Here is an 18,596-nt window from a genome sequence, read left to right as displayed (position 1 = left end):
TGACCCGAAGGGCTTCCTGCCCAGCGACAGAGGAGTTTTCGGCGGATGGACCCTGTCTGACCCGAAGAGCTTCCTGCCCAGCGACAGAGGAGTTATCCGTGGCTGACCCGAAGGGCTTCCTCAAGGTCACGGAGCGCGAGCTGCCCAAGCGGCGGCCGGTGTCCGTGCGACTGATGGACTGGAAAGAGGTCTACGAGGCGGGCGACCCGACCCAGCTCCGTCGCCAGGCCGGCCGCTGCATGGATTGCGGCGTCCCGTTCTGCCACCAGGGGTGCCCGCTGGGCAACCTCATTCCGGAGTGGAACGATCTCATGTGGCGCGGGGAGGGCCGCCAGGCCATCGAGCGGCTGCACGCCACGAACAACTTCCCGGAGTTCACCGGACGCCTGTGCCCTGCTCCCTGCGAGGACTCGTGCGTTCTCGGGATCAGCCAGCCGGCGGTCACGATCAAGCAGATCGAGCACGACATCATCGACCAGGCGTGGGCGAACGGATGGGTGCAGCCGCACCCGCCGCAGCGCCTCACCGGCAAGACGGTGGCGGTCGTGGGATCCGGTCCGGCGGGCCTCGCCGCAGCGCAGCAGCTCACTCGTGCCGGACACACCGTCGCCGTGTACGAGCGCGACGACCGCATCGGCGGTCTGCTGCGGTACGGCATCCCCGACTTCAAGATGGAGAAGAAGCACATCGAGTCGCGTCTGGCTCAGATGACGGCAGAGGGCACCCGGTTCCGCGCCGGTGTGAACATCGGTGTCGACATCAGCTGGGCCGATCTCAAGACGCGCTACGACGCGGTCGTGATCGCGACCGGTGCGATGGTGCCACGCGATCTGCCCATCCCCGGTCGCGATCTCGCCGGCGTGCACTTCGCCATGGAATACCTCGTGCAGCAGAACCGTGCCGGCGCGGGGGACCACGTGCCGACGCAGATCAGTGCCGAAGGCAAGCATGTGGTCGTGCTCGGCGGCGGCGACACGGGCGCGGACTGCATCGGCACGGCTCACCGTCAGAAGGCGGCGTCCGTCACGAACCTCGCGATCGGCCAGCAGCCGCCGTCGGAGCGTCCTGAGCACCAGCCGTGGCCGATGACGCCGACGCTGTTCGAGGTGCAGACCGCCCACGAAGAGGGCGGCAAGCGCGAGTTCCTCGCCTCCACCGTCGAGTTCGTGAGCAACGATGTCGGCGAGGTCGTCGCCGTGCGCGTCGCCGAGACGGAATACCTCGACGGACGTCGCGTCCCGAAGGCCGGCACCGAGCGGGAGATCCCCGCGGATCTCGTGCTGCTCGCCCTCGGCTTCACCGGTCCGGAGCAGGACACGCTCGCCGATCAGCTCCAGACGCCGTTCGATCAGCGCGGCAACGTGGTGCGCGACGGCGACTACCAGACGCAGGAACCCGGCGTGTTCGTCGCAGGCGACGCCGGCCGCGGTCAGTCGCTCATCGTGTGGGCCATCGCAGAGGGCAGGGCTGCAGCGGCTGCCGTCGACCGCTATCTTGAAGGAGACACCGCTCTTCCTTCGCCCATCAAGCCGACCGACCGCGGGATCACGATCTAGCGTTCGCGTCGCGGCCTCAGTGGCCGAATCACGCGCGCTTGCGCACAATCTACGGAGTACGAAGAAAAGCAATGAGACGAGCCAAGATCGTCGCCACGCTGGGCCCCGCCACGTCCAGTTACGAGAACATCCGAGCCATCATCGATGCAGGCGTCGACGTCGCCCGGATGAACCTGAGCCACGGCACCTACGACGTGCATGAGGCGGTCTACGCCAACGTGCGTCGGGCGGCCGAGGACTCGGGTCGTGCCGTCGCAGTGATGGTGGACCTGCAGGGGCCGAAGATCCGCCTCGGCAAGTTCGAGGGCGGACCCTACGACCTCGCCGAGGGAGATATCTTCACCATCACGACGGAAGACATCCTGGGCAACAAGGAGATCTCCTCGACGACGTTCAAGGGCCTGCCGCAGGACGTCAAGCCCGGTGATCCGCTCCTCATCGACGACGGCAAGGTGACGCTGCGTGTGCTGGAGACGGATGGCGTGCGTGTGAAGACGCAGGTCGTCGTTCCGGGCCCGGTCTCCAACAACAAGGGCATCAACCTCCCCGGTGTCGCGGTGAACGTTCCCGCGCTGAGCGCGAAGGACGAGGCGGATCTGCGCTGGGGTCTCAAGCTCGGCGCCGACTACATCGCGCTGTCGTTCGTACGCGACGCGTCGGACATCGTCCGCGTGCACGAGATCATGGAGGAGGAGGGCCGTCGCCTTCCCGTCATCGCCAAGATCGAGAAACCGCAGGCGGTCGACGCGCTCGAGGAGATCGTCGACGCGTTCGACGCGATCATGGTCGCCCGCGGCGACCTCGGCGTTGAGCTTCCGCTCGAGGCGGTGCCGATCGTGCAGAAACGGGCCGTGGAGATCTCTCGCCGCATGGCGAAGCCCGTCATCGTCGCGACCCAGGTGCTCGAGTCGATGATCACGAGCCCGCGTCCGACGCGCGCCGAGGCATCCGACTGCGCCAACGCCGTGCTCGACGGCACCGACGCGGTCATGCTGTCCGGCGAGACGAGCGTGGGGGAGTACCCGGTCGTCACGGTGCAGACCATGGCCCGCATCATCGAGTCGACCGAAGACCACGGCCTGGACCGCATCCAGCCGCTCGGCACGAAGCCCCGCACGCAGGGTGGAGCGATCACGCTCGCCGCCGCAGAGGTCGCCGACTTCGTCAACGCGAAGTTCCTCTGCGTGTTCACCGAATCGGGCGACTCGGCGCGCCGCATGTCGCGGTTGCGCTCGAAGATCCCGATGAAGGCGTTCACGACGAATGAGAACATCCGTCGTCGTCTGGCGCTCACCTGGGGCATCGAGTCCTTCCTCGTCGACCGGGTGACGCACACCGACCAGATGATGGGCCAGGTCGACGACGTGCTCATCGGCAAGGGCCTCGCCCAGGTCGGTGACAAGGTCGTCGTCATCTCCGGGTCCCCTCCCGGAATCTCCGGCTCGACCAATGACGTGCGCGTGCACGTCGTCGGCGACGTGCACAACGAGGCGGCGCCCGCGTACGCGGCGCTCAAGTAGCGCACGACGCGTCGCAGAACGCCCCGCACGGCATCCGCCTGCGGGGCGTTCTGCGCGTATCGGGCTGAGTGCCGGAGCGCGCAGAACCCGGCTGCTTCGACGGACTCAGCCGGCGGAGTCAGCGCCGGCAGCGTCGAGGACCGCGCGCACCTCGGCATCCGTCGTCTGCGTGAAGTCGTGGTACCACTGCCCGATCGCGAAGAATCCGTGCGGGCGTGCGACGCAGACGAACGTGTTGGCGTCCACTCCCCGTTGGGGCTCCCAGTCCGGGGGTGCGACGGGCACCGCGAGCACGACGGATGCCGCCCCCTTCGCCCGCGCGACAGCACACGCCGCACGGGCTGTCGCGCCGGTCGCGAGCCCGTCGTCCACGATGACGGCCGTCGTGCCGCTCAGCTCCAGCGGATGCCGTCCCTCCCGGAAGCTGCGCACCCTCCGCTCCAGTTCCCGCTGTTCGCGGTCCTCGACGCGTTCCAGCTCCTCGTCGGTGACGCCCATGATGCGGATCAGCCCGTCATCGAGCACCCGCACGCCCTCGCCGATGGCGCCCATGGCGACCTCTTCGTTGCGCGGAAGTCCCAGCTTGCGCACGAGGATCACATCCAGCGGTGCGTCCAGCGCCCGAGCGACGGGAGCTGCGACGGGAACCCCGCCCCGCGGTATCCCGAGCACGATCGGACTTCGCCACCGCTCCTTGTACTCGACGCATGCGGCGGCCAGTCGGCGACCCGCATCCAGTCGATCCTCGAAGATCATGCGCGTCCTTCCCGACGCAGCCTCACGCCTCGACGAGTCCGTCCCACGACCACTGCGGGATGGCCAGCCCCTGCGGAACCTCGTCAGCCGAGGCGTGATGCTGATACATCTCCGTCGTCGTCGCCCATGACCAGTAGTCGTGGAGCACGCTGCGCAGCCGCTCGTCGACGTCCAGCCCGACATCCGTCAGCGCCTGATCGAAACACTCGATCGCACGCAGGTTCATCTCTTCGTGCAGCCCGTTGCCGCTGTGCAGCCGCACGACGCCTGTCTCGTCTCCGTACCGGGAGGTGTACTCACGAGGACCGCCGAGCGCCTCGCTCCAGTACGCCGCGAGGCGTTCGATGTGATCGTCGCGATACCCGTGCCTGAAGGCATGGCTCACGACCTCGTCGGCCATGACACGTTCGTGCCAGGCCGCCGCGAGTCGCTGGAGGCCGGCCGTCCCGCCCGCCGCGTCGTACACCGTCGTCACGCCTGCGAGTTTACGGCGCGAGTACGGCTGCGGAACCGTCGCCGTTCCGCGATCTCGTGCGCGACACGATCCGGTGGCTCAGTACACGATGTCCGGATCGACGGGCGCCAGACCGGGGAACTTCGCGCTGCGTCCGTCGCCGGACGAGCGGCCGGTGAGGCGGCGGCCGATCCAGGGCAGCACGTACTCGCGATAGTAGGCGAGCGAGGGTCGGCGTCTGCCGAGGGGCTCCTGAGCGGCGACCTCGGCGACGCGCCACGACTCCGGCACGGCAACGCCGAGCGCCGTCAGCACGTTCGACGCCACCCTGGCGTGTCCGAAAGCGTTCAGGTGCAGCCGGTCGAGCGACCAGTACCGCAGGTCCCGCAGGCCGGCGTCGGCGAAGTTGTCCACGAACGTCACCCCGTGATCGGGGACGGATGCCCGCACCCGCTCCGCGAGCTCGTCACCTCGGCGCTGAACGGTGCGCCCGCCTGGCAGGTTGTCACTGGGGTTGGCGCCGCTGAGCAGCAGCACGTGGATGCCGGCATCCAGCGCCTTGCCGACGGCCTCGGCGGTCTGCGCTGCCACGTCATCGACGGAGACCCGCGGACGCATGATGTCGTTGCCGCCGCCGTTGATGCTGAGCAGCTGGGGGTGCATCGCGATCGCCGCATCCAGCTGCTCGCCGACGATGGGACCGAGCTTGCGACCGCGGATGGCCAGATTGGCGTAGAGCACCGGTTCGCCGACGGCGGCGGCCAGTCCGGTGGCGACCAGGTCCGCCCATCCGCGAACCCTGCCGTCCGGCAGCTCGTCGCCGACCCCCTCGGTGAAGCTGTCTCCGATCGCGACGTAGCTGCTGTACATGACTTCCACCGTATCGAGGCTGCGGACTGCGCGCTGCGAGGCTCCGTCGCGCTCGGAGGACCCGGACCGGCGGTACTATCGAGGAGGCCTCACGGCCCCTCGTCCGGTGTCACCGACGGGGACATCCGCCTTCGGAAGGACTACTCGAAGATGATCGCTCGGCCGCCGAAGGGCGAACTCGACAAGCGCATCGCCGGAGCCGTGTTCGTGGTGTTCTGGCTTGTCGCCATCGCCGCCTGGATCGTGGCGGGCGTGGCGCTCGGCGACACGGGCGCGTGGCAGCCGTTCGTCGTGGACGTCGGCATCGTGATCGCCAGCGTGGGCTTCGCCGCGCCGTTCCTCAGCACGGTGAAGGGCTTCGGGCTTGCACTGTTGTTCGGGCTCATCGCCGTCGCCGGTTTCGCGATCGGCGACTTCGGGCACATCGTGCCGCTCGTCTACTTCCTGCGCATCGTCGTGCCGTTCTTCGCGATCGTCATCGCACCGACGTTCAAGCTGGCGAACGGTGTGAAGGTCTTCGCCTGACGAGCCGGCCTCACCGAACTTGAAACGGCCCGGATACCCGAAGTGGCATCCGGGCCGTTCTGCGCGTTGCGCCACCCGAGCGCCGGCCGTCGGCGTGGGCGGTGCACTCCCGACGCTTCTGCGGTCCGCAACACGCTCCACAAGGCGGCGGCCCTGACGGCGCCGAACCCAACCACGCACCCTGCCGACCGCGGTGCGCCGGGCGCGAACCGGCGCTTCTGCACCCCGCAACACGCTCCACAAGGCGGCGGCCCTGACGGCGCCGAACCCAACCACGCACCCTGCCCACCGCGGTGCGCCGGGCGCGGACCGGCGCTTCTGCAGTCCGCAACACGCTCCACAAGGCGGCGGCCCTGACGGCGCCGAACCCAACCACGCACCCTGCCCACCGCGGTGCGCCGGGCGGGGACCGGCGCTTCTGCGCTCCGCGACACGCTCCACAAGGCGGCGGCCCCGACGGCGCCGAACCCAACCACGCACCCTGCCGACCGCGGTGCGCCGGGCGGGGACCGGCGCACAAGACAACGCAGACGGCTCAGAACTTGCGGGTGAAGGGGAGCGGCTTGCGCATGCGGATGAGGAGCAGCAGCGGGAAGACGATGTACGGCAGGTTGAACGCCAGGAACACGCCGGGGTTCGGGGTTCGTTCGGCGGCGGATCCGAAGAACTCGACGCCGAAGATCGGGATGCCGGTGAGCGAGATGATCATCGTCGCGTAGATGACGCTGGGGAGCTGGATCCAGTTCCATTTGCGCAGGATGGCGATGATGAGCAGCACGTAGAACGCGACGTAGACGAACGCGGACGTGCCGCTGATGAACCGCAGCCACACCGGATGCGACTGGTACAGCGGGTCGAAGTTGGACGCGTACCAGTAGTTCCACTGCACCAGGATGTTGGGGGAGTCCTTCACCTGGTCGAGGCCGAGTCCCTCGACGGAGTCACTGATGATGCACGTGACGATGAAGATCGCGAAGATCACGAGGAACAGGATGTCGATCGGCCGCTTGGACAGCGGCAGGTTTGCGGGGCGCGGCGACGACTCCGGCTGTGCGGACGGTGCAGGTGATGCCGATGGTGCGGGCCGTGCGGGCGCGGGGTCGGATGCGGCGCTCAGATCTCCCGTGGGTGTGGAGGGGGCAGGGGCTTGTGACATGGTGTGCAGACTATCGTCACGCCGGGTCGTTCAGGGCGTGGTGCGCCGCGGCGGGTCCGCTCGGTCGAGCGAACCCGCGATCTGGCGCGCCCGGCTCACCCGCGGGGTGAAGGCAGATCGATGTTCCAGTGCCGCGACACCGTGACGAAGTATTCCTCGCCATCGTCCGATGGATGCTCAGCCGGCCCCTTCGACACGCTGAAGCGGCTGATCACGCGCTGGGTTCCCTCCGCGTCGCCGTACAGCACGTCGACGAGCACGAAGTCCTCGCTCCGCACGCGGTCGACGACAGTGCGATACTCCTCCGACTCGGGATCGCGGATGGCCACCTGCACGAATCCGACGTATTGCGTCGACACGTAGATGTCCCGGGTGAGACGTCGGAAGTCTGCGGGATCCGCCGGCGGCTCCTGCGGACCCTTCGGGATGCTCCATCCGTGCAGCACGGCGAGACCGGATCCGACGTTGCGCACCGACAGCACGAGCGCCACGGCCGAGGCGTCGATCTGCATGCTCGCCCGGCCGCCCTTCACGACGAGCCAGCGGGAATCCATGAACCGCACCTTCTGCGTCTCGTCGCCGAAGGCCGACGGCAGGAGCAGGGGACGAAGGCCCTCCAGAAGCGCCCGTTCCGCGAGGCGCGCCGAACGGTTCGCCGAACGCGTGGCGGCGAAGGTCGCGAGTGCGAGCACGAGTGTTCCGATCGCCGTCCCGAAATCGGCGAGCACGGCCCAGTCCATGGGCACTCCTTCACGGTTTCGGCGTCGACGGACGCGGGATGCGACGGGCACGCACGCAACGAGTCTCGCGTCGACACCGGCCGGTGGCGGCAGAGAGCGCGATGCGCCGCGACAAGAGTGGCGCATTCCCGAGCCGGCACCGGGCGAACACGCCGACGGTCCGGCGCCGAGGTGGGCGCCGGGCCGTCGGGCGGATCGCCGGGACGGAGGGGACGCGTCAGACACGCCCCGTCATCGTCACGGCAGGTAGTACGTCGGGTTCGGCAGCTTGATCGTGCGGTCGGCGTGGCCGCCGATCAGGTCGCTGAACTGGTCGCCGTAGTTGGCCACGATGTCGTAACGGCCACCAGCTGACGATTCCACGTGCGCCCTGGTCTGCGACTTGTACTCGATGGTGGTGCAGCTCGCCGTCGCGCAGTGGATGTAGGACGGCTGCTGGGAGGCGCCGACCCCGGTCCACTTCGTGTAGTAGTTCGCCGCGGTGAACCCGCTGTAGCCGACGTTCGAGAGGTTGGCGAGCGTCGCGGCCTTCTGGTCGTCGTTGCGTCCGGTGAGTCCGATGACGGTGCAACCCGCCTTCTTGGCCGTCTCCTCGAGGGTGACCATGCCGGGGACGGCGGGGAACTTCTCGCCCTGTACCCAGACATCCTGTTCGGCGGGGTTGTAGTTGAAGTGCATGTCGCCGACTTCCATGTCGTACGTCCACAGCGTGGTGTCATCCGCGTCGAGGACGATGGCCGGGTTCCTGTGCAGCTTCTTGCCGAGGTAGCACTGCGCGGCGACGATCGGGGTCTGCAGGGCGACGATCCGCTTCATCTCGCTGATGTACGGCGAGCTGGTCTTGTTCGAGATGCCTGTTCCCGGGTCGCCGTAGTACGTGGCGATGGTCTTCTTCACCGAGTCGATGTTCGGGATGCCGTCACCCGGCTCGCTCGCGCCACTGGATCCGTCCGGCTTCATCGTGAAGTGGGTGCGGGGTGCCAGCCTGGGCTCGGAGACACCGGGCAGATCGGGCGATGGCAGATAGTAGGTGGGGTTGGGCAGCTTGAGGATGCTGTCCGCGTATCCGCCCTGCAGGTCGGACCACTGGTCGCCGACGTTGAGCGTGATCGTATAGCCGAGATCCTGCTCGATGTGCTTGCGAGTCAGTGCCTTGTATTCGACCGTCGTGCAGCTCGTCGTGGCACACGTGATGTACGAGGGCTGCTGCGATGCGCCGTTGCCCGTCCACTTCGTGAAGTAGTCGTCGGCGGTGAACGCGGTGTAGCCCACGTTCGTGAGGTTGCCGAGAGTGGCCGCCTTCTGGTCGTCATTACGACCGGTGAGGCCGAACACCGTGTATCCCATGGCGGCCGCCGCGTTCACGAAAGCGACCATGCCGGGGACGGCGGGGAACTTCTCGCCCTGTACCCAGACATCCTGTTCGGCGGGGTTGTAGTTGAAGTGCATGTCGCCGACTTCCATGTCGTACGTCCACAGCGTGGTGTCATCCGCGTCGAAGACGATCGCGGGCTTCTCTCCCTTGGCCACGGCTTTGGTGTACGTGTGCTGCAGCTGCGAGGTCGCCGTGGCGACGATGCGGCTCATCTCCGCGATGTACGGCGAGCTGGTCTTGTTCGAGATGCCTGTTCCCGGGTCGCCGTAATAGGTGGCGATGGTCTTCTTGACCGAGTCGATGTTCGGGATACCGTCACCGCCCTGTGTCGCTCCGCTGGATCCGTCCGGCGCCATCGTGAACTCGGTGCGCGGCGCGAGCTGTCCGTTCTGGCCGTGGCCGCCCTGTCCGTTGTCGTTGTGGCCCTGGCCGTTCTGGCCTTGTCCGTTCTGGCTCTGGGACTGGTGTCCTTGTCCGTTCTGCCCTTGGGTGGCGGTGCCCGACGGCAGCGCCTGCGCTCCGCTGGCGCCGACGAGTGTCAGCGCCAGGGCCAGGGCGGCCGCTGCTGCGATGCCGCCGACGGTTCCTGGACGAGTTCGCCAGGGTACTGCCGAATGATCCGACTTCCGGGGTTGCAGCATTGCTCCGCCTCTCGTTCACCCCACTTCGGGGGATGGGTTGCCGTCACCGACAACATAGGAGGAGCACAGCAGCCCCCGAAAGGGGCGTGCTCAGGAGAGCAGTGCCGGCGCACGAGACTCGGACGAGGCGCGGGCGACGCATGCAGTGCATGGCCGCGGGGGCGGCTCAGGGGAGCAGTGAGCCGGACGCGTCGGATCCGCGTCGCGCCCGGAGCCCGTCCAGTGCGGTGGTGAGCACGACCGAGCCCATGGCATCCGCGTCAAGGGTTCCCTCCGGTCGATACCACTCGACGAGCGAGTTGACCATGCCGAAGAGCAGTCGGGTGGCGACCGATGCATCGAGGTCGTCGCGCAGCAGGCCTTCCCGTTGCGCTCCCCGAACGACGTCGGCGACGCGACGGTCGAAGACGCGACGGCGTTCGACTGCCGCAGCCTCGACAGGGCTGTTGCCGCGCACGCGCAGCAGCAGCGTGACGTAGGGAAGCTTGTCGATCAAGACGGAGACCGCACCGGTGATGACATGCGCCAGCTGACCTGCTGCGGATCCGGTCCCCGCGTCGGGTTCGTCGATCACCCGTTCGAGTCCGGTCAGCGCCTCGTCGAGGGCGAGCGCGAGCAGCTGCTCCTTGGACTCGAAATGGTGGTAGAGGGCGGACTTCGTGAGGCCGAGCCGTTCGGCGAGATCCGCGACGGAGGTGGCGTCGTATCCCTTCTCGTTGAACAGCGCGACGGCCACTTCCAGCACCTGGTCCCTGTCGTAGCCGGGCCGGCCCCGGCGCGAGGGGACGGGGGAATCACCCTGCGGTGCTGTGCCGGCCACGCTCATGGCGTTCCCCTTTCTGCGGTGCGGGTGCTCGGCATCCGCTCCCTCCGCTGGCACGCGTCTGCCGCCGCGCACGACGTGCCGACGAGAGCGTTGCGCGCCGGCGGCTCACGTGGCAACATTACTGACCGATCGGTTGGGAATTCCCTGTCCGACACCCACATGGTAGTGGCGAACCGCTGGCGAACCGAGGATGACGATGTCCGACGCGTTTCTCGTCTCTGGGGTGCGAACCCCTGTCGGTCGCTACGGCGGCGCCCTGGCCGGCGTGCGTCCTGACGACCTCGCTGCGCTCGTGGTTCGAGAAGTGCTGACCCGATCGGGAGCGCCCGCCGACGCACTCGACGAGGTCTACCTCGGGGCTGCGAATCAGGCGGGGGAGGACAACCGCAACGTCGCGCGCATGGCCGTTCTGCTCGCCGGACTGCCGGACTCCGTGCCGGGGCTGACCGTCAACCGGCTGTGCGCGTCAGGCATGTCGGCCGTCGTGCTCGCCGGCCAGGCGATCAGGGCAGGCGACGCCGACCTCATCGTCGCTGGCGGAGTGGAGTCCATGACCCGCGCACCGTGGGTGCAGGCGAAGCCCGAGAAGGCGTGGGGCAAGCCGGGCGCCGCGTTCGACACGTCGCTGGGCTGGCGCTTCGTCAATCCGCGCCTGGTGTCGCGCGACAAGGCGACCTTCTCGATGCTGGAGACGGCGGAGGAGGTGGCGCGCCTCGACGGCATCACGCGAGAGGATGCAGACGCCTTCGCCCTGCGCAGCCATCGCCGGGCGGTTGCCGCTGTCGACGGCGGCCGATTCGGACCGGAGATCGTGCCCGTGCCGACAGCGCACGGTGATGTCGCGACGGACGAGGGACCCCGCCGCGACACGACGATGGAGGCGCTCGCCGCCCTGAGACCCGTGGTGGCGGCCGACGGCGTGGTCACCGCCGGCAACTCGAGCTCGCTGAACGACGGCGCATCCGCCGTGCTGGTCGCCAGCGGCGCGGCAGTCGAACGCCACGGGCTCGCGCCGCGCGCCCGCCTCGTGGCCTCGGCATCCGCAGCGCTCGCGCCGGAGATCATGGGGCTCGGTCCGGTTCCGGCCACTCAGAAGGCGCTGGCGCGTGCCGGCCTGACAATCGATGACATCGGCGCCGTTGAGCTGAACGAGGCGTTCGCGACGCAATCGCTGGCATCCGCCAGGCGGCTCGGGCTCGACCTCGACCGCGTGAACCTCGACGGAGGGGCGATCGCGCTCGGGCATCCGCTGGGATCGAGCGGATGCCGCATCCTCGTCACCCTGCTCGGCCGCATGGAGCGTGAGGACGCGCGCTTCGGGTTGGCCACGATGTGTGTGGGTGTCGGGCAGGGCACGGCGGTGATCCTCGAGCGAATGGACGGATGATCACGTGCAGAGCGGAATGCCGCACCCGAGAGAGCGAGTGCAGTGCGCGACGAAGGGAGCGAGGAATGAGTGAGATCCTGCCGAGCTATCTCCAGGATGCGTGGTGGCGTCCCGACCACGACGCGGATGCCGTCACGGTCTGCGACGCCTCGACCGGCGAACCCGTCGCGCGCGTCGGCACGAACGGCATCGATCTCGCCTCGGCCGTCGAGCACGCCCGCACCGTCGGGCAGCGCGGCCTCGGGGAACTGACCTTCCACCAGCGGGCGCTGCTGCTCAAGCAGTTCGCCCAGGCGCTCGGTGAGCGCAAGGACGAGCTTTACGAGCTGTCGAAGCACGCCGGCTCGACCGTGCGCGACTCGCTCAGTGATGTCGATGGCGGCATCGGCGTGCTGTTCGCATACTCGTCGAAAGGACGGCGCGAGCTGCCGAACACCCGGGCTTACCTCGACGGGCCGCCCGAGTCGCTGTCGAAGGACGGCTCGTTCCTCGGCCGGCACGTGTACACCCGGCTGCCGGGGGTGGCCGTGCAGATCAACGCGTTCAACTTCCCGATGTGGGGCGCACTGGAGAAGTTCGCCCCGGCGTTCCTGGCCGGTGTGCCGTCGATCGTGAAGCCAGCGACGCCGACCGCCTACGTGGCGGAGGCCTGGGTGCGCATCCTCGTCGAGTCCGGGCTGCTCCCCACCGGCTCCCTGCAGCTGGTCAGCGGGAGTGTGCCCGGCCTGTTCGACCTTGTGCGGCTCGGGGACCTCGTGAGCTTCACGGGCAGCGCGGCGACGGCCGACGGGCTGCGGAAGCAGGCTGATCCCGACGTGCGCTTCACGAGTGAGACGGACTCGATCAACGCATCCGTTCTCGGTCCGGATGCCGTGGCAGGCACGCCCGAGTTCGACGCGTACGTGCGGCAGCTGTTCGTCGAGCTGACGACGAAGGCCGGCCAGAAGTGCACCGCCATCCGGCGGGCTATCGTGCCGGCGGGAACCGTGGACGAACTCGTCGCAGCCGTCCGGACGATGGTCGAGGGGCGCGTGGTGATCGGCGATCCGCACGCGGAGGGTGTCACGATGGGGCCGCTGGTCTCGCTCGGCCAGCGCGACGAGGTGCTCGGCCGCGTTCGCGAGTTGCAGGATGCCGGCGGCACCCTGCTCATGGGCTCGACGGAGGCACCGGACGTCCTTCGAGCGGACGGCACGCGGGGTCCGGCTCCGGAGGGTGCCTTCGTCTCTCCGATGCTGATCGGCTTTACGGATGCCGCCACGCCCGCCGCACACCGGGTGGAGGCATTCGGCCCGGTGTCCACCGTGCTCACGTACTCGACGCTCGAGCAGGCCGCGACCCTCGTGAGCCTGGGCGGCGGATCCCTCGTGACGAGTGTCGCGACGCACGATCCCGATGTCGCCGTCGAGCTGTTCGCCCGAATCGCGTCGTACAACGGGCGCGTGCTGTTCCTCGACAGGGACGACGCAGGGACCTCGACCGGTCACGGCGCGCCCGTCCCGCACCTCGTTCATGGTGGTCCGGGACGAGCGGGCGGCGGCGAGGAACTGGGCGGGATCCGCTCAGTGCTGCACTACATGCAGCGCACGGCCGTGCAGGGATCACCTGACCTGCTGACGGCGCTCACGGGGGAGTGGCACCAAGGGGCGCGGGTCGAAGCCGGAGGACGGCATCCGTTCCGCAAGTCGCTCGACGAGCTGCGAATCGGCGATCAGATCGCGTCGGCATCGCGCGAGGTGACCCTGGACGACATCGAGACGTTCGCCCATTTCACGGGCGACACCTTCTATGCGCACATGGACGAGGAAGCGGCAGCCGCCAATCCGTTCTTTCCAGGACTCGTCGCGCACGGGTACCTGCTCGTGTCCTGGGCGGCCGGACTGTTCGTGGATCCGGATCCCGGCCCCGTCCTCGCCAACTACGGCCTGGAGGACCTCCGATTCCTGACGCCGGTCTCGCCGGGAGACGCCATCCGTGTGTCCCTCACGGCCAAGCAGATCACGCCCCGTGAGACGGACGACTACGGCGAGGTGCGCTGGGACGCCGTCATCCGCAACCAGCGCGACGAGACCGTCGCCACCTATGACGTGCTGACCCTCGTCGCCAAGCACGCCTCGGCGTCGCGAGACGAACCCGGTGCAGACGACCGCAGCACCGACGACCGACCCAGCCAGGAACTGCACGAGACGACGGGCGCATGACCAGCGGGCTCGACGGCGCACGGGAGGCACATCGCGGGATGATGCAGCGCGATCGGGCCTCGGCAGCGCTCGGCATGGTCGTCGAACGCGACGAGCCGGGTACGGCCGTCGTGTCCATGGTCGTGCGGGAGGACATGACCAACGGGTTTGCGATCACCCACGGCGGCCTGGTGTTCGCGCTCGCCGACACGGCCTTCGCCCTGGCCTGCAACGAGGACGAGCGAGTGACCGTGGCCGCCGGCGCCGACATCACGTTCCTCAAGGCGACGCACGCGGGGCAGACGCTCACCGCATCCGCCGTACGCCGCGTCGTTGCGGGTCGCGGCGGCCTGTACGACGTCACGATCACCGACGAGATCGGCGACGTCGTTGCGGAGTTCCGTGGGCGCTCCCTGACAACGGATCGCGTCGCAACGCGACCGTACGGCGCCGAGGGTGCGGCCACCGAGCCACCCGCCGCCCATCGCACGGCTTCACAGCCCACCACGGCGGCGTCCGATCTATAATAAGTGAACGATCGTTCTGTAAAGGAGCGGACGATGACGAGACTCCCTGACAAGGCACTGTCCGGCAGTACGCCCCTCGCGGCGGACACGGCACGCGTCGATCCTGCCGAGGCCGAGCGGCTGGCTGCCTTCGACGCGATCGTCGCGGCCGAGCAACGCGTCGAACCGCGGGACTGGATGCCGGACGCGTACCGCCGCACGCTCATCCGCCAGATCTCGCAGCACGCGCACTCTGAGATCATCGGCATGCAGCCGGAAGGCAATTGGATCACCCGCGCACCCAGCCTGAAGCGCAAGGCGATCCTCATGGCCAAGGTGCAGGACGAGGCCGGCCATGGCCTCTACCTCTACTCGGCCGCGCAGACCCTCGGCATCACGCGCGACGAGATGACCGAGCAGCTCATCGACGGCACCGCGAAGTATTCGTCGATCTTCAACTATCCGACCCCGACCTGGGCCGACATGGGTGCCATCGGCTGGCTCGTCGACGGCGCCGCCATCTGCAACCAGGTGCCGCTCTGCCGGGCGTCGTACGGACCATACGCCAGAGCCATGGTGCGCATCTGCAAGGAGGAGTCGTTCCACCAGCGGCAGGGATTCGAGATCCTGCTCACGCTCATGCAGGGCACGCACGCGCAACGCGACCTGGCACAGGAGTCGGTGAATCGGTGGTACTGGCCGTCCCTGATGATGTTCGGACCGCCGGACGAGAAGTCCACGCACTCCGCCCAGTCGATGGCGTGGAAGATCAAGCGGTTCTCCAACGACGAGCTGCGGCAGCGCTTCATCGGCATGCTCGTGCCGCAGGCGGAGGTGCTCGGCGTCACGCTGCCTGATCCGGAGCTGCGCTGGGACGAAGAAGCCTCGCGCTGGCACACCAGCGAGATCGACTGGAACGAGTTCACCGAGGTGCTCTCCGGGCGGGGTCCGCTGAACGCGCTTCGCCTGCGGAACCGCCGCGACGCGCACGAGGACGGCGCCTGGGTGCGGGAAGCCGCCGCGGCGTACGCGCGCAAACAGGCAGCGAAATCCGAACGGGAGGCCGCCTGATGAGCGCGCCAGGAGCATCCGACCGCGAGACGTGGATGCTGTGGGAGGTCTTCGTACGCGCGAACCGTGGCCTCAGCCACGTGCATGTCGGCTCGCTGCACGCACCGGACGCCGACCTCGCCGTGCGCAACGCGCGCGACCTCTACACCCGTCGCGGCGAGGGAGTGTCGATCTGGGTGGTCCCATCGGACGCCATCACCAGCAGCGACCCGGATGCCAAGGGCGCCTTCTTCGAGTCCGCCGCAGGCAAGAACTACCGGCACGCCCGCTACTACACGGCGTCGGAGGGGGTGCCGCACCTGTGACGGAGCCGAAGAACACCTACGCAGAGGCAAGGAGCGCGCCGGCGGTGTCGACGAACGCACCCGGGACGGCGAGCGAATACGCGCAGGCGGCGAGCGCCGAGACGGAGGTGCACGGCGCCGTCACCGTCGACCTGGTGCACCTGTCAGCGGAGCTGGAGGGCACGGAAGGCACGCCGGCCAGTGCAGAGATCGCCGAGTATGCGCTCTGGTTGGGAGACGACGCGCTCATCCTCGCCCAGCAGCTCGGCGGCTGGATCGCGAAGGCTCCCGAGCTCGAGGAGGACATGGCGCTGGCGAACATCGCCCTCGACCTCCTCGGTCACGCCCGCAGTCTGCTCCGCTACGCCGGGAGTTTCGACGGGCGCACCGAGGACGACCTCGCGTACTGGCGCGACGAGCCCGAGTTCCGCTCCGCCTGGCTGTTCGAGCAGCCGAACGGCGACTTCGCCCACACCATCGCCCGACAGCTTGTCGCGTCCGCCTACCAGTTCGAGCTCTACACGGCGCTCGCGGCCTCGACGGATGCCGCGCTCGCCGCCATCGCCGCCAAAGCGGTGAAGGAGGTCGACTACCACCGCGATCACGCCGTGCAGTGGACGCTGCGCCTGGCAGGCGGAACCGACGAGTCACGCCGTCGCATGACGGCGGCGCTGGCGGATGTCTGGCCGTATGTCGACGAGCTCTTCCGTGACGAACCGCCGGTGGATCGCCTCCAGGGTGTCGCACCGCTGCCGTCGACCTTGCGAACCGGATTCGACGACACCATCGACGCGGTGTTCGCCGAGGCGGGACTCACGATTCCCGACGTGCAGCAGTCATCCGCCGGGGGACGGCATGGCAGCCACTACCCATCGCTCGGCGTCATCCTGACGGAGCTGCAGGTGCTCGCCCGACGGCATCCGGGGGCGTCATGGTGAACGCGACACACTGTGCAACCGGGGCAGCTGCGCCGGAAGCGCACAAGACCCTGCGCGTGGAACGCACGGCCGATGAGCGCCGTGCATGGGAGGTCGCCGCGCGGGTCTGCGATCCGGAGATACCCGTGCTCACGATCGAGGATCTCGGCGTTCTCCGTGACGTCGCCCTTGAACGGGGACGCGTCACCGTCACGATCACGCCGACCTACTCGGGGTGTCCGGCCATGGCCGCCATCCGCGACGACGTCGCTCGTGCACTGGCCTCGGCCGGATTCGACGACGTCGACATCCGTCTGACGCTCGCGCCGGCCTGGACCACCGACTGGATGACGGATGACGGCAAGCGCAAGCTCGCCGAGTTCGGCATCGCCCCTCCGACGGGCAGAGCGCCGACGGGGGATCCGACGGTCGGCAGGGCACCCGTCGGACCGGTCAGACTGCAGCTGCGCGTGCGCTGCCCACACTGCGGATCCCTCGACACGCGCGAGATCTCCCGCTTCGGATCGACCTCCTGCAAGGCGCTGTACGAATGCCGCTCCTGCCTCGAGCCGTTCGACCACTTCAAGGTGCACTGATCGTGCGCCGTGCACTGTCGGGGGCACGCCGATGGCGGTGACCGAACCGCGTTCCACCGCTCAGGGAGACCAGACGGAGGCGGATCACGTCGCCGAGACCTTCCTGCGCGGCACCGTCGGAGGGCCGACCATCGGCACGCGTCGTCGTGCACGGTTCCATCCACTCGCCGTCTCGGAGGTGCGTGAGCTCACCGCGGACTCCGTCGAGGTGACGTTCGCCGTGCCCCAGGAGCTCAGCGGCGAGTACGACTACCTGCCCGGCCAGTTCGTCGCGCTGCGCACCACCATCGACGGCGTCCCGTTGCGGCGGTCCTACTCGCTGTGCCGACCACCGGAACCCGGATCGTTGAGCGTCGCGATCAAACGCGACATCGGGGGCGTTTTCTCCACCTGGGCGCAGACCGAGTTGAGGGTCGGCGACACGCTCGACGTGATGAGCCCGGAGGGCACATTCACGTCCTCCCTCGCCGATCTCGACGGCAAGCACCTGGCGGGCATCGCGGCCGGATCCGGGATCGCCCCGCTCATGGCGCTCGCGACCGCCGTGCTGTCCCGCTCCGACACATCGCAGTTCACCCTCGTCTACACGAACCGGTCGAGACGCGACGTGATGTTCCTGGAGGAGCTCGCGGATCTGAAGGACCGGCATCCGGCCCGCCTCGCCCTCCACCACGTGCTGTCGCGCGAACAGCGTTTCGCCCCCCTGCTGTCGGGACGCATCGACGAGCCGCGCCTGCGAACGATCCTGGATCAGCTGGTGCTGCCAGAGACCATCAGCGAGTGGTTCCTCTGCGGCCCGTTCGAGCTGGTGCAGCTCTGCCGCGACACCCTGGCGGACATCGGGGTGCCGCGGGAGCACATCCGTTACGAGCTGTACACGACGGGCGAGGGAGGTGCTCCGCAGGGCAGCGCGGGCAGATCCGTGGTCGTGAGAGAAGACGAACCGGTGGTCGACATCGACTTCACGCTCGACGGCCAGTCGTCGACCGTGCAGAGTCCGGTGGCAGCCAACGAGACCATCCTCAACGCAGCGCTGCGCGTGCGACCCGACGTCCCGTTCGCCTGCGCGGGCGGCGTGTGCGGCACGTGCCGCGCGCGACTGCTCGACGGATCCGTGACGATGACCGAGAACTATGCGCTCGAGCCGGACGAGCTCGAGCACGGGTATGTGCTGACGTGCCAGTCGCATCCGACGTCGGAGCGTGTGCGCGTCGACTACGACGTGTGAAGAAGAGC

18 protein-coding genes are annotated in these 18,596 nt (G+C 68.5%); 11 read left to right on the top strand and 7 right to left on the bottom strand.

Annotated elements, in window-relative coordinates; translation table 11 throughout:
- The first annotated feature begins 98 nt into the window (after positions 1-98).
- Both ACX9R5_RS11975 and pyk read left to right on the top strand, forming a co-directional pair.
- Positions 99-1,556, top strand: a complete 1,458-nt coding sequence (locus ACX9R5_RS11975) for a glutamate synthase subunit beta (RefSeq protein WP_459409269.1) — start codon at positions 99-101, stop codon at positions 1,554-1,556.
- Positions 1,557-1,627: 71 nt separating this feature from the next.
- Positions 1,628-3,076 (top strand): pyruvate kinase, encoded by a 1,449-nt coding sequence (pyk, locus tag ACX9R5_RS11970; RefSeq protein WP_459409268.1) that lies wholly within the window; start codon positions 1,628-1,630, stop codon positions 3,074-3,076.
- 105 nt (positions 3,077-3,181) lie between these two features.
- On the opposite strand, the gene ACX9R5_RS11965 is transcribed toward pyk, so the two are convergent.
- The 3 genes from ACX9R5_RS11965 to ACX9R5_RS11955 form a co-directional block, all read right to left on the bottom strand.
- Positions 3,182-3,832: a phosphoribosyltransferase gene (locus tag ACX9R5_RS11965; protein ID WP_459409267.1), complete on the bottom strand. Its 651-nt coding sequence runs from the start codon at positions 3,830-3,832 to the stop codon at positions 3,182-3,184.
- A gap of 22 nt (positions 3,833-3,854) precedes the next feature.
- On the bottom strand, positions 3,855-4,307 hold the full coding sequence (locus ACX9R5_RS11960) for a group II truncated hemoglobin (protein ID WP_459409266.1): 453 nt from the start codon (positions 4,305-4,307) through the stop codon (positions 3,855-3,857).
- Positions 4,308-4,385: 78 nt separating this feature from the next.
- Positions 4,386-5,156, bottom strand: a complete 771-nt coding sequence (locus ACX9R5_RS11955; protein WP_459409265.1) for an SGNH/GDSL hydrolase family protein — start codon at positions 5,154-5,156, stop codon at positions 4,386-4,388.
- Between the two features lie 150 nt (positions 5,157-5,306).
- On the opposite strand from ACX9R5_RS11955, the gene ACX9R5_RS11950 reads away from it, so the two are divergent.
- Positions 5,307-5,681, top strand: a complete 375-nt coding sequence (locus ACX9R5_RS11950; RefSeq protein WP_459409264.1) for a hypothetical protein — start codon at positions 5,307-5,309, stop codon at positions 5,679-5,681.
- A 535-nt stretch (positions 5,682-6,216) separates the two neighbouring features.
- On the opposite strand, the gene ACX9R5_RS11945 is transcribed toward ACX9R5_RS11950, so the two are convergent.
- The 4 genes from ACX9R5_RS11945 to ACX9R5_RS11930 form a co-directional block, all read right to left on the bottom strand.
- Positions 6,217-6,837, bottom strand: a complete 621-nt coding sequence (locus tag ACX9R5_RS11945; protein WP_459409263.1) for an EXPERA domain-containing protein — start codon at positions 6,835-6,837, stop codon at positions 6,217-6,219.
- Between the two features lie 95 nt (positions 6,838-6,932).
- Entirely contained in the window at positions 6,933-7,577 is a 645-nt protein-coding gene (locus tag ACX9R5_RS11940; protein WP_459409262.1) for a hypothetical protein, read from the bottom strand.
- Positions 7,578-7,814: 237 nt separating this feature from the next.
- Positions 7,815-9,593 (bottom strand): HAD family acid phosphatase, encoded by a 1,779-nt coding sequence (locus ACX9R5_RS11935; RefSeq protein WP_459409261.1) that lies wholly within the window; start codon positions 9,591-9,593, stop codon positions 7,815-7,817.
- Between the two features lie 166 nt (positions 9,594-9,759).
- Positions 9,760-10,419, bottom strand: coding sequence for a TetR/AcrR family transcriptional regulator (locus ACX9R5_RS11930; RefSeq protein WP_459409260.1), 660 nt, complete (start codon positions 10,417-10,419; stop codon positions 9,760-9,762).
- A 196-nt stretch (positions 10,420-10,615) separates the two neighbouring features.
- Here ACX9R5_RS11930 and ACX9R5_RS11925 point away from each other — a divergent pair, with 196 nt between their 5' ends.
- The 8 genes from ACX9R5_RS11925 (at position 10,616) to paaE (ending at position 18,588) form a co-directional block, all read left to right on the top strand.
- Positions 10,616-11,806, top strand: a complete 1,191-nt coding sequence (locus ACX9R5_RS11925; RefSeq protein WP_459409259.1) for a thiolase family protein — start codon at positions 10,616-10,618, stop codon at positions 11,804-11,806.
- A gap of 65 nt (positions 11,807-11,871) precedes the next feature.
- Positions 11,872-14,007, top strand: a complete 2,136-nt coding sequence (paaZ, locus tag ACX9R5_RS11920) for a phenylacetic acid degradation bifunctional protein PaaZ (RefSeq protein ID WP_459409258.1) — start codon at positions 11,872-11,874, stop codon at positions 14,005-14,007.
- Positions 14,004-14,513: a hydroxyphenylacetyl-CoA thioesterase PaaI gene (gene paaI / locus ACX9R5_RS11915; protein ID WP_459409257.1), complete on the top strand. Its 510-nt coding sequence runs from the start codon at positions 14,004-14,006 to the stop codon at positions 14,511-14,513. Before paaZ ends, paaI begins: the two co-directional genes overlap by 4 nt.
- A 33-nt stretch (positions 14,514-14,546) precedes the next feature.
- Positions 14,547-15,563, top strand: a complete 1,017-nt coding sequence (paaA, locus tag ACX9R5_RS11910) for a 1,2-phenylacetyl-CoA epoxidase subunit PaaA (protein ID WP_459409256.1) — start codon at positions 14,547-14,549, stop codon at positions 15,561-15,563.
- A complete protein-coding gene (gene paaB / locus ACX9R5_RS11905; protein ID WP_459409255.1) occupies positions 15,563-15,868 on the top strand; it encodes a 1,2-phenylacetyl-CoA epoxidase subunit PaaB in 306 nt (101 codons plus the stop codon). Before paaA ends, paaB begins: the two co-directional genes overlap by 1 nt.
- 44 nt (positions 15,869-15,912) lie before the next feature.
- Positions 15,913-16,785 carry a 1,2-phenylacetyl-CoA epoxidase subunit PaaC gene (paaC, locus tag ACX9R5_RS11900; protein ID WP_459409254.1) on the top strand — a complete coding sequence of 291 codons (873 nt, stop codon included), beginning with the start codon at positions 15,913-15,915 and terminating at the stop codon, positions 16,783-16,785.
- Between the two features lie 56 nt (positions 16,786-16,841).
- Entirely contained in the window at positions 16,842-17,360 is a 519-nt protein-coding gene (gene paaD, locus ACX9R5_RS11895; RefSeq protein WP_459409253.1) for a 1,2-phenylacetyl-CoA epoxidase subunit PaaD, read from the top strand.
- Positions 17,361-17,391: 31 nt separating this feature from the next.
- Positions 17,392-18,588 (top strand): 1,2-phenylacetyl-CoA epoxidase subunit PaaE, encoded by a 1,197-nt coding sequence (paaE, locus tag ACX9R5_RS11890; RefSeq protein ID WP_459409252.1) that lies wholly within the window; start codon positions 17,392-17,394, stop codon positions 18,586-18,588.
- Positions 18,589-18,596 lie beyond the last annotated feature (8 nt).

Source organism: Rathayibacter sp. CAU 1779 (assembly GCF_054551755.1).
Note: the sequence above shows the minus strand (reverse complement) of the source record. Positions and strands in the feature narration are given on the sequence as shown.